General features: G+C 38.1%; 17 protein-coding genes. 5 read left to right on the forward strand and 12 right to left on the reverse strand.

All coding sequences use genetic code 11. The annotated features are described in order from the left end of the window. Positions 1-36: 36 nt before the first annotated feature. The gene (locus ABJG98_RS01925) at positions 37-423 is read right to left on the reverse strand and encodes a hypothetical protein (RefSeq protein ID WP_348277768.1); all 387 of its coding nucleotides are present in this window, start codon (positions 421-423) and stop codon (positions 37-39) included. Positions 424-538: 115 nt separating this feature from the next. On the opposite strand from ABJG98_RS01925, the gene ABJG98_RS01930 reads away from it, so the two are divergent. Next, positions 539-1,069 carry an adenine phosphoribosyltransferase gene (locus ABJG98_RS01930; protein WP_348277769.1) on the forward strand — a complete coding sequence of 177 codons (531 nt, stop codon included), beginning with the start codon at positions 539-541 and terminating at the stop codon, positions 1,067-1,069. Here the strand turns inward: ABJG98_RS01930 and ABJG98_RS01935 are convergent. The 7 genes from ABJG98_RS01935 to ABJG98_RS01965 form a co-directional block, all read right to left on the reverse strand. Next, the gene (locus ABJG98_RS01935) at positions 1,063-1,434 is read right to left on the reverse strand and encodes a hypothetical protein (RefSeq protein ID WP_348277770.1); all 372 of its coding nucleotides are present in this window, start codon (positions 1,432-1,434) and stop codon (positions 1,063-1,065) included. The genes ABJG98_RS01930 and ABJG98_RS01935 overlap by 7 nt on opposite strands. Next, on the reverse strand, positions 1,431-2,270 hold the full coding sequence (locus tag ABJG98_RS01940; RefSeq protein ID WP_348277771.1) for a metal ABC transporter permease: 840 nt from the start codon (positions 2,268-2,270) through the stop codon (positions 1,431-1,433). Before ABJG98_RS01940 ends, ABJG98_RS01935 begins: the two co-directional genes overlap by 4 nt. After that, a complete protein-coding gene (locus tag ABJG98_RS01945; protein WP_348277772.1) occupies positions 2,270-3,556 on the reverse strand; it encodes an iron chelate uptake ABC transporter family permease subunit in 1,287 nt (428 codons plus the stop codon). The genes ABJG98_RS01940 and ABJG98_RS01945 overlap by 1 nt, the downstream gene beginning before the upstream one ends. Beyond that, entirely contained in the window at positions 3,556-4,371 is an 816-nt protein-coding gene (locus ABJG98_RS01950; protein ID WP_348277773.1) for a metal ABC transporter ATP-binding protein, read from the reverse strand. Before ABJG98_RS01950 ends, ABJG98_RS01945 begins: the two co-directional genes overlap by 1 nt. Before the next feature lie 21 nt (positions 4,372-4,392). Continuing rightward, positions 4,393-5,301, reverse strand: a complete 909-nt coding sequence (locus tag ABJG98_RS01955) for a zinc ABC transporter substrate-binding protein (protein WP_348277774.1) — start codon at positions 5,299-5,301, stop codon at positions 4,393-4,395. Beyond that, positions 5,302-5,979 carry a metal-dependent transcriptional regulator gene (locus ABJG98_RS01960; protein ID WP_348277775.1) on the reverse strand — a complete coding sequence of 226 codons (678 nt, stop codon included), beginning with the start codon at positions 5,977-5,979 and terminating at the stop codon, positions 5,302-5,304. A 96-nt stretch (positions 5,980-6,075) separates the two neighbouring features. Next, complete coding sequence (locus tag ABJG98_RS01965) at positions 6,076-7,173, reverse strand: hypothetical protein (RefSeq protein ID WP_348277776.1); 1,098 nt, start codon at positions 7,171-7,173, stop codon at positions 6,076-6,078. A 23-nt stretch (positions 7,174-7,196) separates the two neighbouring features. Between ABJG98_RS01965 and ABJG98_RS01970 the strand changes: the two genes are divergently transcribed. Genes ABJG98_RS01970 through ABJG98_RS01980 form a run of 3 tightly spaced genes read left to right on the forward strand, consistent with a single transcriptional unit; the run spans position 7,197 to position 9,469 of the window. Then, positions 7,197-8,009 carry a 2,3,4,5-tetrahydropyridine-2,6-dicarboxylate N-succinyltransferase gene (locus ABJG98_RS01970; RefSeq protein ID WP_348277777.1) on the forward strand — a complete coding sequence of 271 codons (813 nt, stop codon included), beginning with the start codon at positions 7,197-7,199 and terminating at the stop codon, positions 8,007-8,009. A gap of 50 nt (positions 8,010-8,059) precedes the next feature. Then, positions 8,060-8,845 carry a DUF3108 domain-containing protein gene (locus tag ABJG98_RS01975; RefSeq protein ID WP_348277778.1) on the forward strand — a complete coding sequence of 262 codons (786 nt, stop codon included), beginning with the start codon at positions 8,060-8,062 and terminating at the stop codon, positions 8,843-8,845. A gap of 33 nt (positions 8,846-8,878) precedes the next feature. Continuing rightward, the gene (locus ABJG98_RS01980; protein WP_348277779.1) at positions 8,879-9,469 is read left to right on the forward strand and encodes a tetratricopeptide repeat protein; all 591 of its coding nucleotides are present in this window, start codon (positions 8,879-8,881) and stop codon (positions 9,467-9,469) included. Position 9,470: 1 nt separating this feature from the next. On the opposite strand, the gene ABJG98_RS01985 is transcribed toward ABJG98_RS01980, so the two are convergent. Then, the gene (locus ABJG98_RS01985) at positions 9,471-10,886 is read right to left on the reverse strand and encodes a Na+/H+ antiporter NhaC family protein (RefSeq protein ID WP_348277780.1); all 1,416 of its coding nucleotides are present in this window, start codon (positions 10,884-10,886) and stop codon (positions 9,471-9,473) included. A 3-nt stretch (positions 10,887-10,889) separates the two neighbouring features. Next, entirely contained in the window at positions 10,890-11,441 is a 552-nt protein-coding gene (locus ABJG98_RS01990; RefSeq protein WP_348277781.1) for a DUF4136 domain-containing protein, read from the reverse strand. Positions 11,442-11,668: 227 nt separating this feature from the next. On the opposite strand from ABJG98_RS01990, the gene ABJG98_RS01995 reads away from it, so the two are divergent. Beyond that, positions 11,669-12,478 carry a hypothetical protein gene (locus ABJG98_RS01995; protein WP_348277782.1) on the forward strand — a complete coding sequence of 270 codons (810 nt, stop codon included), beginning with the start codon at positions 11,669-11,671 and terminating at the stop codon, positions 12,476-12,478. On the opposite strand, the gene ABJG98_RS02000 is transcribed toward ABJG98_RS01995, so the two are convergent. Next, entirely contained in the window at positions 12,479-13,867 is a 1,389-nt protein-coding gene (locus ABJG98_RS02000; RefSeq protein ID WP_348277783.1) for a sodium-dependent transporter, read from the reverse strand. It abuts the gene before it with no gap. A gap of 79 nt (positions 13,868-13,946) precedes the next feature. Further along, entirely contained in the window at positions 13,947-15,377 is a 1,431-nt protein-coding gene (locus tag ABJG98_RS02005; protein ID WP_348277784.1) for a TonB-dependent receptor, read from the reverse strand. Between the last annotated feature and the right edge of the window lie 20 nt (positions 15,378-15,397).

Raw genomic sequence — 15,397 nt, forward strand, 5'->3', positions numbered from 1 at the left:
CACAGGATAAAAAAAAAGCCCCTAAAAGGGGCTGGATTATTTTAGATAAACTTTCTCTTTCTTATTGTATTTGTTTCGATAAGAGAGCTGGAAGCCATTTTTACCCCATTTCTTGATTTTGTATACGTATGGTATTCTACGTCTTTCCTCAGTAAAAGAGTCATAAGTCAATATTAGTTTGCTGCCGTCAAGCGACCACTCTCCACCAAGTTTAGCGTAGTTGTTTCTATCATGATAAAACTTACGATCAATTCGGATGGTAAACGTTTCACCAATTTCGAAATATGGCCGTTTACTTTTTACGTCCATTACAGACCATTTCTGCTTGGATTGAAGAATCTGCTCCAACTTAGAAAGCTTTTGAGCATTTGCTGAGCCAAATGCCGCAACGGTAATAATGAGTATGATGTATAGCTTTTTCATATCAATTAGTTTGTGGTTAAATGAAACATGTTGTTTGTTTCATGTTGTTTGAGTTCTTTAGCAATGTGTTTTCAAATACTGTGCCTCAATTTTAAAACCTATTTTTTTCCCGCCAATGAATCTTCAAAAAAGAATTACAGAAACTATTCGTACAGTTCCTGATTTTCCTAAACCCGGGATTATGTTTAAGGATATCACACCACTATTAAAGGATGTTGAATTGAGCAAAGAAATTACCCAGGTATTTGCTGAATACTGGGATTCACATGAATTGGATGCAATTGTAGGAATCGAATCGCGAGGCTTTATCTGGGGGAATTCTCTGGCACAACAGTTAGGAATTCCGTTTATTCCTATCAGAAAAAAAGGAAAACTCCCTGCTGAAACGCTCGCCTTCAAATATGATTTAGAGTATGGATCAGCAGAAGTAGAGATTCATAAAGACGCCATTCTTAAGGGTCAGCGTATCTTGATACACGATGATTTGTTAGCAACAGGGGGTACAGCTATTGCTGCAGCGGAACTGGTGAAAATGTCCGGCGGTGTGGTTGCAGGATTTTCCTTTCTGGTAGAGTTGGGGTTTCTAAATGGAAATGAAGTATTGAGAAACTACAATACAAACATTCACTCCCTAATCACTTATTGAGGTTCTCTAAGCATAATCTGAACGAGATTAGCACGGCCAATTGCATTAAATCTGATAGATAGGTATTTAATAGTCTCACTTTTTTCACATCCGTTTGGAGGTGTAAGGCGATAGTGAAAGAACTTTTGGTTACGATCATACAATTCATGTTCTGAAGCTTTGCCCAAAACACTTTCTACTGCATTTTGTGTTCCTTTTAGGAGCACTTCCTGATTGTCTATAATTAGCTGGACTTTGTCAAGTCGATATGTACTGCAGTTCTTTTCATAATTAACCCATTGGTTTTTGTCAAAACCATCTATTGATAGAGAATCGTAGCACGAAGAGAGGAAAATCAAGCTGCAGATAAGTAAACTGTTTTTCATTTTTTTAAGCGAATTATGACATAACAGATAGTGAAAATAATACCTGAAACTGTAACCATAGCACCTGCAATTGATCCATCAAGTAGATAACTGAGCCAATACCCAAAAAACGAGCTCAGTATACCAAACACAGAGCTTAATATTAACATCACTTTGAGTTGATTGGTTATAAGATATGCAGAAGCAGCTGGAGCAATCAATAATGCTACAACCAGAATTGCGCCAACAGATTCAAATGATGCAACAGTAGTAAGAGAAACGAGCCCCATAAGTGCATAATGCCATTTGTTAGTTGAAATACCGACCGCTTTGGCAAATGAAACATCGAACGTCGTGATGAAGAGCTCCTTGTAAAACAGGATTACAAACAGAAGTATTAGAACAAAAACAAAGCTTAGTATAATGACAGCTTTCGGCCCAATTGGATTCCCAGAGGAATCATATATCAAATCGATGGGAACATAGGCAATTTCACCATGCAAAATGCAATCCTGATCTATGTGGGCATTGCCTGCATAATAGGTAACTAAAATTACTCCAAGAGCAAACAGCCATGTAAAAGTTACACCTATAGAAGCGTCTGTTTGCAGTCTTCCTTTCTGATGAAAAAATTCAATCAAGAAAGTGGTGAGTATCCCGAGTATTCCTGCACCTATCAGCATCCAAACTGATTGCATGCTGCCAGCAATGAAAAAGGCTATCACTATTCCAGGCAAAACGGAATGTGAGATTGCATCACCAACCATTGACATCTTTCTCAAGATCAGAAATGAACCCAATATAGCACAGCTAACCGCGACTAAAGAACCTGTCAATATGATCCAAAATGCGTCCATTATTTTGGTATTTCTGAATGGTGTGGATCCGAAGTGGGATATTCCAATAATTTCTCTAAACGAGCCTCAAGTTCTGGCGTAATGACGTGTTCAATAGTATCTGCATCCTCATGTACATGATCTGGTGCTATTCGTAAATACTTAGTTAAATAGAGTTCCCATAATCGATGAAGCCTGGTAATTCGTTTACCTTTTTCAAATCCTTCATTTGTTAAGAACCAGGAACCGTCTGTACGACTTACGTATCCATTAATACGAAGCTTCCTTAAGCCTTTAGTGAGCTGAACAGGAGAAAAATTTCGAATGAGCTGTAGGTCATTCATTGCTACTGTGTTGAAATGCTCTCCGCTATTTTCCCCTATGCGATAAAATGTTTTCAGTAAATTCTCCTCCAGCAATTGTCTTTTAATAGAATACCTTCTCCATTGGCGAATCATTATTCCCTTACTCGGTGCGAAAAAAAATGAGAACAATGCAATGATGGAAAGGACCATTACCATCCATGGGCCGGTTGGCATGGATGGGGCACTGTAGGAAATAAACGCTCCACTGATTCCAGAGAAAGCCCCAAAAGCAGACGCAAGGATAATCATACGTGACAATCTATTGGTCCAATACCTAGCGGCGGCAGCAGGTGTGATTAACATAGCAGCCATCAAAACCACCCCAACGGCCTGTATACCCGTAACAACTGCCAAGACAGTTATAGATGTTAAAAGCACTTCTAAGCGTTTGATTGGCAGGCCAATGACCCTGGCAAACTGTCGATCAAAACTGATGACCTTAAACTCCTTGTAGAAAAAGAAAACAGTAATTAGCACAACGATTGCAATGATGCTGAAGGCTAGCAAATCCTTACCGACAAGCGCTGCTGCTTTCCCGAAAAGGAAGGTATCCAAGCCACTTTGGGATGCATTGCCAGAATGCTGAATGTAGGTCATCAATAATATTCCTACACCAAAAAAGACGGACAGAGAAAGGCCAGTGGCAGCGTCTTCTTTAATCTTGGTGTTTTGTATGATTGCGTCCATAACAAGGATGGAAATCCATCCAGATATAAAAGCACCAATAATGAGCAAGAATGGATCTTTACTTCCTGAAATCATAAATGAAATGCAGATTCCAGGTAACACCGCGTGAGAGATCACATCACCTACAAGTGATTTTTTTTTGATAAAGGTGAAGCAGCCAACTACAGCTGAACTGATAGAAAGCAAAATGGTACCAAAAACCACATATTTGATATTTGGATACTGGAAAGAAAAGAATTCTATCAGAGTTTCCATTATTGCTTTTCTCTTGCTTCAAATTCTCCTTTTTGAACCAGCTCACCAACTTCTGTAAGTAGCGTAAGCTTGCCACCATAAGTTTCTTCAAGAAGGGTAGGAGTAAACACTTCTTTTGTAGGTCCAGAGGCTACCAATCTTAAGTTCAATAAAATCACCCACTCAAAATATGTTTCTACTGATTGTAAGTCGTGGTGAACAACAATAATAGTTTTCCCGTCTTTGGACAGATCTTGCAGAATCTTGAAAATTGCTTTTTCGGTTGCTGCGTCGACTCCGGCAAATGGCTCATCCAAAAAATAGATGTCAGCATTTTGAGTTAGGGCCCGCGCTAAAAAGACGCGTTGTTGCTGACCTCCGGAGAGTTGTGAGATCTGACGTTTGGAATATTTATCCATGCCAACCATCTCCAGAGCTTTCATGGCCGCTTCCTTGTCAGCTTTTCTTGGATTCTTAAATAAGCCTAAATTGGTATATCGTCCCATCAATACTACGTCAAGAACGGAAGCAGGAAAATCCCAATCTACTGATTCTCGTTGAGGCACGTAGCTAACGCGTTTTCTAATATCATCAAGTGATTGATCAAATAGCTTTACATATCCCGAGTTCATATCCACCAAGTCCATGATCGCTTTGATAAGTGTAGATTTACCTGCACCATTTGGTCCTATAATACCACACAGCGTACCAGCTGGAATGGACAAATCTATTCCCCACAACACTGGTTTTTTATCATAGCTAACAGTCAAGTCATGAATCTCCAGAACTGGATTTTCTACTTGTTTAACAAAACTGTTTGACATTGAATCTTTCATAGTATTCAATTATTTTTTGAGCTATTTTAGCGCATTAACAATGGTTTCTACGTTCTTTTTGAACATCCCCACAAATGTTCCTTCTTCTGTTCCAAATGTACCCATCGCATCAGAATAGAGATATCCGCCAATACGCACATTGTGACCTTTTTCTTTACAGCCTGTGACTACTGCATTAATTGATTTCTCAGATACGCTTGTTTCTACAAAAATGGCCTTGATGTTATTTTCAATGATTAGATCAATTAACTCCGCAATGTCCTTGAGCCCAAAGTCAGCAACTGTTGAAATTCCTTGTAAACCTTCCACGCGCATACCATAGGCATCACCAAAGTATGTGAAAGCATCATGAGCTGTAATCAGAATTCGCTGATTTTCTGGAATTTCACTTAATCTATCTCGTACATATTGATCAAGGCTGTCCAACTGTTTAAAATATGTAAGCGTATTCCTTTCATAGAATTCCTGATTAGTAGAATCAAGTTTGATTAACGCATGACTAATGGATTTTACTGCGTATTTCCATCTGCTTACATCAAACCATACGTGTGGGTCATAGGCATCTTGATATCCGATTGCCGATATGAGCATTTCTTTGGGAATAGATTCTGCTGCTGCAACGGTTGGCTTTTGACGTCCAAGCTTCTTCAGTATTTCGCCCATCTTTCCTTCCAGCAAAATTCCATTGTAGATGATTAAATCTGCTTTATTAAACTTAGAAAGATCCCCTTGAGTAGCTTTATATAGGTGAGGATCTACCCCGGGGCCCATGATTGCTTCAGCAGATACTTTATCTCCAGCTATGTTGATGACTGCATCGTAAAGCATGCCTGTGGTTGCTACAACATGTGGTTTATCAGTTGCTTGCTTTGGCTGAGTAGTGCAGCTGGCCAATATAATTACGACAAATAGTATTCGTATTTGATTCATCTATTTTTTATCAGTAAGAGTAATCATCAAATTTTCTGCGACTGGTTTGGATAGGAATTGCTCCGGACCTTCATCTATTGATATTGAAACTGAGCCATCAAAATCAGTTCGATCCAAAACAGTTATTCTGGACCCTAATTTGATGCCCAAAGAATCAAGGTGCTGAAGAAGTAAGGTATCATCATCATTGACGGCTACAACAATTCCTTCTGAATGTATTGTCACTTCAGCAATGGATGCACGTCTTGTTTCTTTCATCACACCATCTTCATTGGGAATTGGATCACCATGCGGATCCATGGTTGGGTATCCCAAAAATTTATCTAGGCGCTTAATTAAACCTGGCGATTTTATATGCTCTAGTTGCTCAGCAATTTCATGTACCTCATCCCACCTGAAGCCCAACTTATCTACTAGGAATACTTCCCATAGTCTATGTTTTCTCACAATGGTTAGCGCAATTTTTTTTCCCTTAGAGAGTAGGGTAGTCCCTTTATATTTCTGATAGCCAATTAGGTTTTTGTGCGCCAATCTTTTCACCATGTCATTAACCGACGCAGGTGTAGTGTTCATGCTTTCAGCGAGAGAATTAGTGTTGACACTTTCATTGCCTTCTCTTGAAAGGTGATAAATGGCTTTGAGGTAATTTTCCTCAGTAAAACTTAGTTCTGAAACCATGATACAAAGCTATAATATTTTTAGATTAATCTAAAAATAAATTTAGAATTGTATTTTTACTCAGTTATAAATAATTGTTAATCAGTATGTTTATGACTAATTAATTAAACTTTCTAATGATGAAATCACTTTAATTGATTCAGCTTCCCAAGTGGCTTCATTCGGATATGAATTAGGAAATAGTTGAGCTGGATTATTTAGCTTTTTGAAGATGTGATTCACATCGGGGTTAGATAATTCTATAGGAATAGCACCGCCAAGATTGATTCCAACTCCACTCCATGTCGTATTTTCTTGAACCACATATGGAAGCTGATATCTTGAATATTCGTAAAGTTTTGTAGGTATTTTATTCTTATTTGCTAGGGCTGGTTTGTATCCAATTACACCAAGATTTGCTTGAGTAATTGATTTTAATATTTCTTCATAAGGAATTGCTTTTGTTGCGATATTCAATTCGAGTGTTGGATACTCTTGTTGCAGACCTGTTAACCATTTTCTTAATTTTTGATCATGTATCTGACCAATAATTGTAAGAGTGGAATCAGCTTCGATTCCCTGAATTTTCTTGAATAGATCGATTGCTTTCCTGACGCCTCCATATTCTGAAATTGTTCCGGAAAAGAGCATCTTCATGGGTTGATGATCGCGCTGTTTGAATTCAAAAAAAAGCGCTTTATTTTCTACTACTAAATAGTTCTTTCTGGAAAATGGTAGTTCATCTAAATAGCAGCTTTCCGCCAACCAATATTGATCAATAAATAACTTGCTTATATTTTCTTTGCATCGAACAATGGTCGCTAAACTCTTTCTGAAAATTGATGAATTAATATGAGCAAGGTTTCGACTGTAGTTTTCCTGAACATCATAGATCAACTTACAGCCTGTAAATATCTTTCCTATAAGTGCAATCATGATCAATTCATGAGTGGAGATGATGAGTAACTTAGGCCTTATCTTAAGAATTTTAATTAGTATGGATCCTCTGATTAGAGCACGTTTTATCCAATTACTTCTCTTTATAGTATGTGTATGAAATAAGATGTTTTCTTCTGCCGATTGTTTTTTCCCACTATTTCCTATGATATTAACTTCATATTTGTTTGTTTTCGCCATTGATTGAGAGAGCTTCCAATAGGCACGTACATCGTCTACTGGTTTAAGAACAGAAGCAATCACAATCTTTTTCTTCATATACTGTAAATATTAGTTATTAGATGGAATTAAAAAACCTCATTGAGGAAGCCTGGGAAGATCGATCGCTTGTTAACAAGAAAGATGTCTCTGTTGCGATTAAAACAGTAATTGAAGAATTAGATAATGGCAAACGAAGAATTGCAGAGCCATCAGGTGATGATTGGGTTGTCAATGAATGGTTAAAAAAGGCTGTGCTCCTCTATTTCCCGCTAATGAAAATGCAGCTGATTGAAGTAGGCCCATTTCAATTTCATGATAAAATCAAACTAAAGTCTGGTTACGATCAGCTTGGGGTTCGGGTAGTACCGCATGCAATTGCGCGCTATGGAGCGTTTATTCAAAAAAATACCGTGTTGATGCCTAGCTATGTCAATATCGGCGCATATGTAGATGAAGGTACGATGGTCGATACTTGGGCAACAGTTGGAAGCTGTGCGCAAATTGGAAAAAATGTTCATTTAAGTGGTGGTGTTGGAATTGGTGGAGTTTTAGAGCCCGTTCAAGCAGCTCCGGTAATAATCGAAGATAATGCCTTTATAGGTTCACGATGCATTGTAGTAGAAGGAGTTAGGATTGGAAAAGAAGCTGTATTGGGAGCAAATGTTGTGTTAACGGCTAGTTCCAAAATTATAGACGTGACAGGAGCTGAACCCAAGGAATATAAAAGTTTTGTACCTCCAAGATCTGTCGTGATCCCTGGTACAATACCTAAAAAGTTTTCTGCTGGAGAATTTCAAGTCCCATGCGCGCTTATTATCGGTCAAAGAAAAGAGAGCACCGATAAAAAGACCTCATTGAACGAAGCTTTAAGGGAAAACAGTCTTTCCGTTTAAACAATGGCATCTTAGTTGTAGTGATGGAAAGCGTACCAACTTTTAAAGTCATGAAAACTTTAGCATTGATTCTCCTGGGTCTTGTTACCAATGCCCAATCACTTGTAGTTAAAGAGAAACCTGTAAGTAAGGGTGAAGAGCTACAGTTTAAACTATCCTATGGCTGGTTTACTATCGGAAGAGGCACTTTCAAAATTTCTGATAATTACGTGATGCAAGACGGTAAGGAATGTATAGAGATTAATGTTCATGGAAGAACAGCTGGTCTTGCTGGAGTGTTTTCAAAAGTAGATGATAGGTGGGGAGCAGTTATTGACAAAAACACCTTGTTACCATACTATTCTTATAGAGACCTTTCCGAGGGCTATTATGACCTGGATGAAAAAGTATACTTCGATTATGATTCTATGGAGGTACGTGTAGAGAGTTCTTCTGCTTCTGATGTGAGACCAACAAAATATTTTGATCTTGAAAAAGGTAATTACTTTGATATGATGGGCGGACTTATGTATGCACGTAGTATTGATTACCGAGGCTTAGAAAAGGGCGATACCATTCAACTCGAAGCATTTTTTGATAAGAAATTCTATGATTTCAGAATGGTATATCACGGAATAGAAATGACTAAAACTAAAGTAGGAGATATCTATTGTCATAAAGTGGTACCAATCATGCAAGAGAATAGTGTCTTCGATGGAAAAAACGCTGTGAGGTTCTGGATTTCTGCTGATGCTAACCGTCTTCCTCTGAAAGTAGCAGCTGATATGAATTTTGGGACAGCCTATTGTGAGCTAACTGCGTATAAAAATGTAAAAAGCGGCATTGATTTTGAATAATAAATCTACTTTTGCCGACTTTATACGACTTACATGAAATACATAGCAATAGCTTTTATCGTTTTAGGTGCCTTGGGATGCAATAATGAAGATTCAATCAATGGAGATGATCTTTTCGATGATGGTGAGTATCAAGAGGCGATTGATGCTTACAGTTCCTATCTATCCACCCATCCTGACCATAAGAAAAGCATTTACAATAGAGGACGCTCTTATGAGGAAATTGGTGACCTTCAAAAAGCGATTGATGATTATAAACAGTTATTGGAATTGGATCCTAAATACATCAATGCATATTTAAGTCTTGCCAAAGTCTCATATAATAATCATGAATACAATAAAGTGCTTATTTATACTGGAGACGCCATAGATCTAAATGAGAACCTTGCTCAAGCGCATTTCTTAGCCGGTAGAGCAGAACATCAATTGGGTTACTTTGATCAGGCATTGGAATCGTACAACAATGCGATCACAATTAATCGTGATTTTGGCGAAGCGTACTTGTACCGGGGAGCAGTTAAAGTAGGTCAGGAAAAACTCAGATCGGCATGTGAGGATTTTAAGTTTGCTAAATCGCTTGATGTTCCTGAAGCTGACAAAGCCATTAAGGATTATTGCAAGTAACTCAGAAAATAAATCCGGCAATTAGGTAAAATACAATTGACAAACCTCCTGTAAAGAGGGCATACGGCAATTGCGTTCTTACATGATCAATGTGATCACAGCCAGAGGCAACAGAAGCAATCAGCGTAGTATCCGATATAGGAGAGCAGTGATCTCCAAAAACACCTCCTCCGAGCACAGCGGCTATGACAAGGTAAATATTGGCGTCTACTGCAAAACTGAGTGGTACTCCAATCGAAATCATAATAGCAAAGGTTCCCCATGAAGTTCCAGTTGCAAACGCAATGAAGCTGCTTATGATGAAAATCAATGCAGGAGCCACCTCAGGAATCAGCCAAGAAGAGGTTACTCTTGAAACGTAAATTCCCGTTCCTAGCTCATTGCACAAGTTGCCAATCGCAAATGCGAGTACCATCAGTACAGCCATTACAACCATATCATTCATTCCTTTAAATGACTCGTCAATAAATGTTTTTATCGTCAACATTTTTTGAAAGAAGTACATAACTGAAGCAACTATAAAACCAGTAAAACAAGCATTTAAAACTGCTTCAGATCCTGATCCGTTGCTTATGCTATGCCAAACTCTATCTGAAAAGCCTCCTTCCAATGTCGAATCCCACCCTCCATAAATGAGGAATATGGGCATGGTGAGTACCATTACGGCTATTGGGATAACCATATTCATGGGAGACGATGTTTTCTCGTCGATAGCTAATTTTTCTTCCGGCAAGGTCTGTTTTCTTTCTGCGAATTTTTTCATCTCTCCAAACTCTTTGCCAGAGAAGGCCAGCCAGAATACAAAGATTAGGGTTAGGATGGCATAGAAGTTAAAGGGGATTGAATAGACCAGCGTCTTGAATGGATCTAAACTTGGAAATGCCAATAGTAATCCCATGACATATGCACCCCATGCATTCAGCGGAAAAAGGACACAAGATGGTGCAGAACTGGAATCAGCTAGGTAAGCCAGCTTCTCCCTAGGTATTTTGTGTTTGTCAAATAATGGTCTAAAAATAGTGCCAACCGTCAAAATGGAAATGTTTGACTCTACGAAAATTAAAAAACCAGTAAGTGCCGATGTAGCTTGAATTTTGCCTTTGAAATTCTTTTGTCCTGAGAGTCTTCTTTGAACCCAATTGATAAACCCATTGATCCCACCTGAATATTTAATGAGCTGAATCATAGCCCCAATAATCAAAGTAAGAATGATTGTACGAGTATTTCCTTTGCTTTGAAAAACGTCAACAAATGCAGTTATAGTAGATAGAAACCCTTCAAATACATTTCCACCCTGGATAATTAGATATCCAACAAATATTCCGAGAGAGAGTGAGAAGACAACTTGTTTAGTTTTAATTGCTAAGCCTATTGCAAGTAGCGGTGGTATTAGTGACCAAAAACCATAATCTGTCATTACTTATTGTCTTACTTTTTTGTTGTCAATCGTTTTTAGTGTCTCATCTACTTCAGCAGAATTTGCACGATAAGGATAGCTGGTAAAAATGTGTCCAACTCCCTTTTCAATGGCTTTGGAAGCCTTTTTTTCCTTTCTCTGTTGGCTCAAATCGTAGCTGCTCTGCCAAACTAATTTTTTATTTGGATCGTAAAGTTCGATCAAAAGTATCGATTCATATATTGTACGGGTGGTCACCTGTGGGTTATAATATGGTCCAACCTGATTTGTATTACTTTCAACGCGCGTACTGGATGTTACTTCATATCTCAAGGTCAGGTCGGGCGAAATATTAGAAACCTCATACGAACGTTTGCTCATTTCCTTTGAGATAGATTTCCTGATTAGATCAAACACTAATGTATTTTCAGGCGTGATGTTTTTCGAATCTGCTTTTGTACTTACTAAACGATACGTTTCAAACTGACTGAAATTAGCGTTTGAATTAACATAGGAAACTACTTTTGGGCTGCAGCTGGATAATAAGACAATGATAAGAAAAAACCACTTTTTCATTTGTGGCTAATTTATCAATTTAACCGGATTAAACGTCGTTGAATTATAGTTTTACAGACCGAAATCCTAACTCATATTTAAAGATGTCTGTGAAAATATGAATATTGAATCTTCATTTAGTTCAAATCAGTAAAAATTAGCTGAGTTATTACGCATACTCATCGAAATAATTAATACTTTTCATTGATATAGCATCATGTTTGAGGAAAGAGATACCAAAAATCGAAATGAATAAACGAACGTGTTTTTTTACACTTAGCGTTTTGGTGATTAGTTCGACTTTCGCTCAAATTGCTCCAAAAGTTGAAACCAACTTAGCTGGAGTTTTTCAGGGGAAAACGCTTTTTATTCAAAATCCTTTTGATAAAACGGATCGGAAGTTTTGTGTCGACAATATTTACATCAACGAAAGGTTTATAGACATAAACTATAAATTAAGTGCAATCAAACTAGACTTTGATGGATATGATCTGTACACACCAGTTAAAATACGAATCGTTCATAAGGACACACTTTGCGCTCCTACTATTATAAATCCAGAGGCTATTCTTTTTCATACAATATTTCGTTTTGTTTCAGTAGCTCTAACTGATAGTGCGTTAATCTGGAGCACAAAAGGAGAAACTGGAGTTGGAGAATTTGAGATTGAAAAACTAACAAACGGTGTTTGGATAGATCAAGAAGTGCGGCAGGGGCTGGGAAGATATGAAGGAGCAGATTACACGTATTTTCCTAATCTCGAAGAGGGTGCAAACAAGTATAGAGTAAAATACAATTTTCCTCGTGGATCTAGAGTGAAATACTTATTCTCCTGGGAAGTAGATTTTGATCATTACCCAGAGCCAGTTGAGTTTAAACCTAAATCAGCTAAAACTAAAGTCTACTTATCAAGGTCTACGCATTACGAAATTTATGATGCAGGCAGCAAGCTGGTACTTGAAGGGCAAGGGACAGTTATAGATGTTACTGTTCTTAGGCAGGGCCAGTATGTCATTTATTTCAATGGAAAAGATCCCGGAACGTTTATTAAGGAGTGATTATCCTAACAAGTTTATTCCAAAGAAGTTATTTAAGATTACTACTATAGATAATATTGCTAATACAGCAGGACATAGGTAAGAAATGCAAAAATTCAACAACTTCTTAATAATGCTGTCATTGAACCCTGGATATCCTTGAGAAATCTCTTCAGCAAGATTCTCCTTTTTCCAAATGTAGGCAGCAAACGTTACGATTAGGAAACCGCCAATCATTAATAGAACGTCAGTAATATATCCTACCAAAGTCATGAAATCACCAGATCCACCAGGAAGCTGAAAAGCATTGGTGAAGAAATCGCTGTACCCATTACCAACCAATGAAGGGATACCAATCACAAAGATTATTAATGACATTATCACTACGGCACGTGACCTTTTCACTTTATACTCGTCTACCACATAGGAAACAGGTACTTCCAGAAGTGATACAGTAGAGGTTAACGCCGCGAAAGATAAAAGAAGGAAGAAAAATCCACCTACAATTACACCTAGGGTACCACCTAGAGTTTCAAATACACCCGGCAGTGTTACAAAAATTAAACCGGCACCACCCTGAACATTACTCATTTCTCCACCTAGATTGTATGCTACAAGTGGAAACATCATTAATCCTGCTATGAAAGCTATTCCAACATCAAATAAGGTGATGAGCGCAGATGACGTAACAATATTTTCTTTCTTTGAAAGGTAAGATCCGTATGTGATAAGTGCACCCATGCCGAGAGATAGTGAGAAGAATGCTTGTCTTAGAGCACCTCCAATCGTGTCAACATTTGTCAGCTTTGAAAGATCAGGAACTAAATAATACTTGACTCCTTCCATTGCATTAGGGAGTGTGAAAGAATAGACAACCAAGGATAAAATCATAATGATTAAGGTTGGCATCAAGATTTTGGCAAGTTTTTCGATACCGCCAGAAACCCCTTTTGAGACAATATAAGCAGTTGTAATCATGAATACGATTGCATAAGCACTCACTTTTAGAATGTCCGATGTGAATGAACCGAATACTTTTCCGATTCCGAAATTACCCATGAGCATTTCTAAGAAATATCCAAAAGCCCATCCAGCAACTACGTTATAGAAAGAGAGAATTAATACACCGCAGAGAATTCCGAATTTGCCAATGATATTCCATCTCTTGAAGCCTAATGAGTTAAACGCTCCAATCGGATTTTTTTCTGTCTTCCTGCCAATAGCCACCTCAGTAACCATCACAGGGAAACAAAGAATAAAGGCAAATATTAAGTAGATAAAGACAAAAGCAGCTCCTCCACCGTCCGCTACCTCAAATGGAAATTTCCAAATATTACCAAGACCAACCGCCGATCCAGCGGCAGCTAAAATAAATCCCAATCTGCTGGAAAAATTTCCGCGAGCACTCATACAAATGTTTTTTAGATTTTGCTTAAAACGCCAAATATAGCAAAAGGAGGGTACCTACAAAGTGCTATGTTATTAGTGGTCAAATCAAATCCTCACCATCAACCTCAATTTCATATGGATAGTTGAAAAGATGATTGGATTTGATGGCTTCAGCGACACGATTTGGAACCAAATCTTCCCATCCATCTTCATCATGTTCAATCATATCTAAGACCTGATCAGAAATAATATGGAGATTGTCTGTTTTAGCATCTGGAATGCTCAGTATTTTATGATTCTCTATAAAATAGTAGAAGAGACTTTCCAAATGACGATCGGGTGTAAAGTCGTTTCCTGTTTTAATTTCTCCTGAGCTTGAATCAATTATTGGATAAACAAATAACTTCACATTGCTTCCAAAAAGACGGGCAAATGATTCCAGTATTCCACCATCTAAATTTTGATAATACTTCTCATCGAAAATTTGAGTCATGTTGTTGAGTCCAATAATGATTCCCAACGTTTTATCTTTTATAAACTGCGAAAGGTATCCAGCTAACTTGTAGTGCTCTTGATAGTTGGATATCATTACATTCTGCCCCAGCGAACACAATAAGTCTACTCTATCTAGGTAGTCTTGCTCGTCAAGCTGCCCAGCAAGTGTGAGATCCTTAAGAGTAATTTCAACTACAGAGACGATATCTTTAGTATGTCCAAGCTCTTTCTTGAAGGCGCGCATACCAGTTATCATCATATCCACATTTACATGAGTAACCGGTCGAAATCGTCCACGCAAAACAATAGCGTTCTTGCGATAAATAATATCGGAAGGTAGAATTACGTTCTTATCTGGTCCGAACATGGCAACCTTTGTAAGTCCGTTTTTCACCAGCTTCAAGGTCATCAGACGATTATCTACATGATGAAAGTCAGGACCTGAGATACTGAACATGTCAATCTCCAGGCGATCTTTCCGAACATTGTCTACCAAAGCATCGATAATTTCTTCTGGTGTATTGTAAGTGTAGCACGAATGAATCAGGTTTACACCAACAATTCCCAGAACCTGCTGCTGCCATTCAGCATCTCGATCTTTTAGGCTTACGTGAATAATGCATTCATTTGGCTTTGAATTGGTATGACGTTGAAACCGGAGTCCCATCCAGCCATGTCCAATATTGCTTCTGTTGTAATTGATAACCTCAACTGTATTCGCAAAAGCAAAGAATGTGGACTTCTTTGCTCTTTGTGTTAGACGTTGATCTAATAGTGTATACTCTCGATCCAACATTCGCAACAGCTTTTCTTGTGATACATATCTATCACACTTGCCATAAATGGCATCACTAAAGGTCATGTCATACGCGGACATGGTTTTAGCAATGGTGCCAGATGCGGCTCCTGCTTTAAAAAAATATGCGGCTACTTCCTGTCCTCCACCAATCTCGGCGACTGTGCCGTAAATCCTCGTATCAAGATTGAGCTGTAAAGCTTTCTCTTTAGTGGTTAGTTTCTTATTGAATTCTTCCATTTGTGGATGCTATGCGTCCC

Source organism: Ekhidna sp. (assembly GCF_039960695.1).
Lineage (GTDB): Bacteria > Bacteroidota > Bacteroidia > Cytophagales > Cyclobacteriaceae > Ekhidna.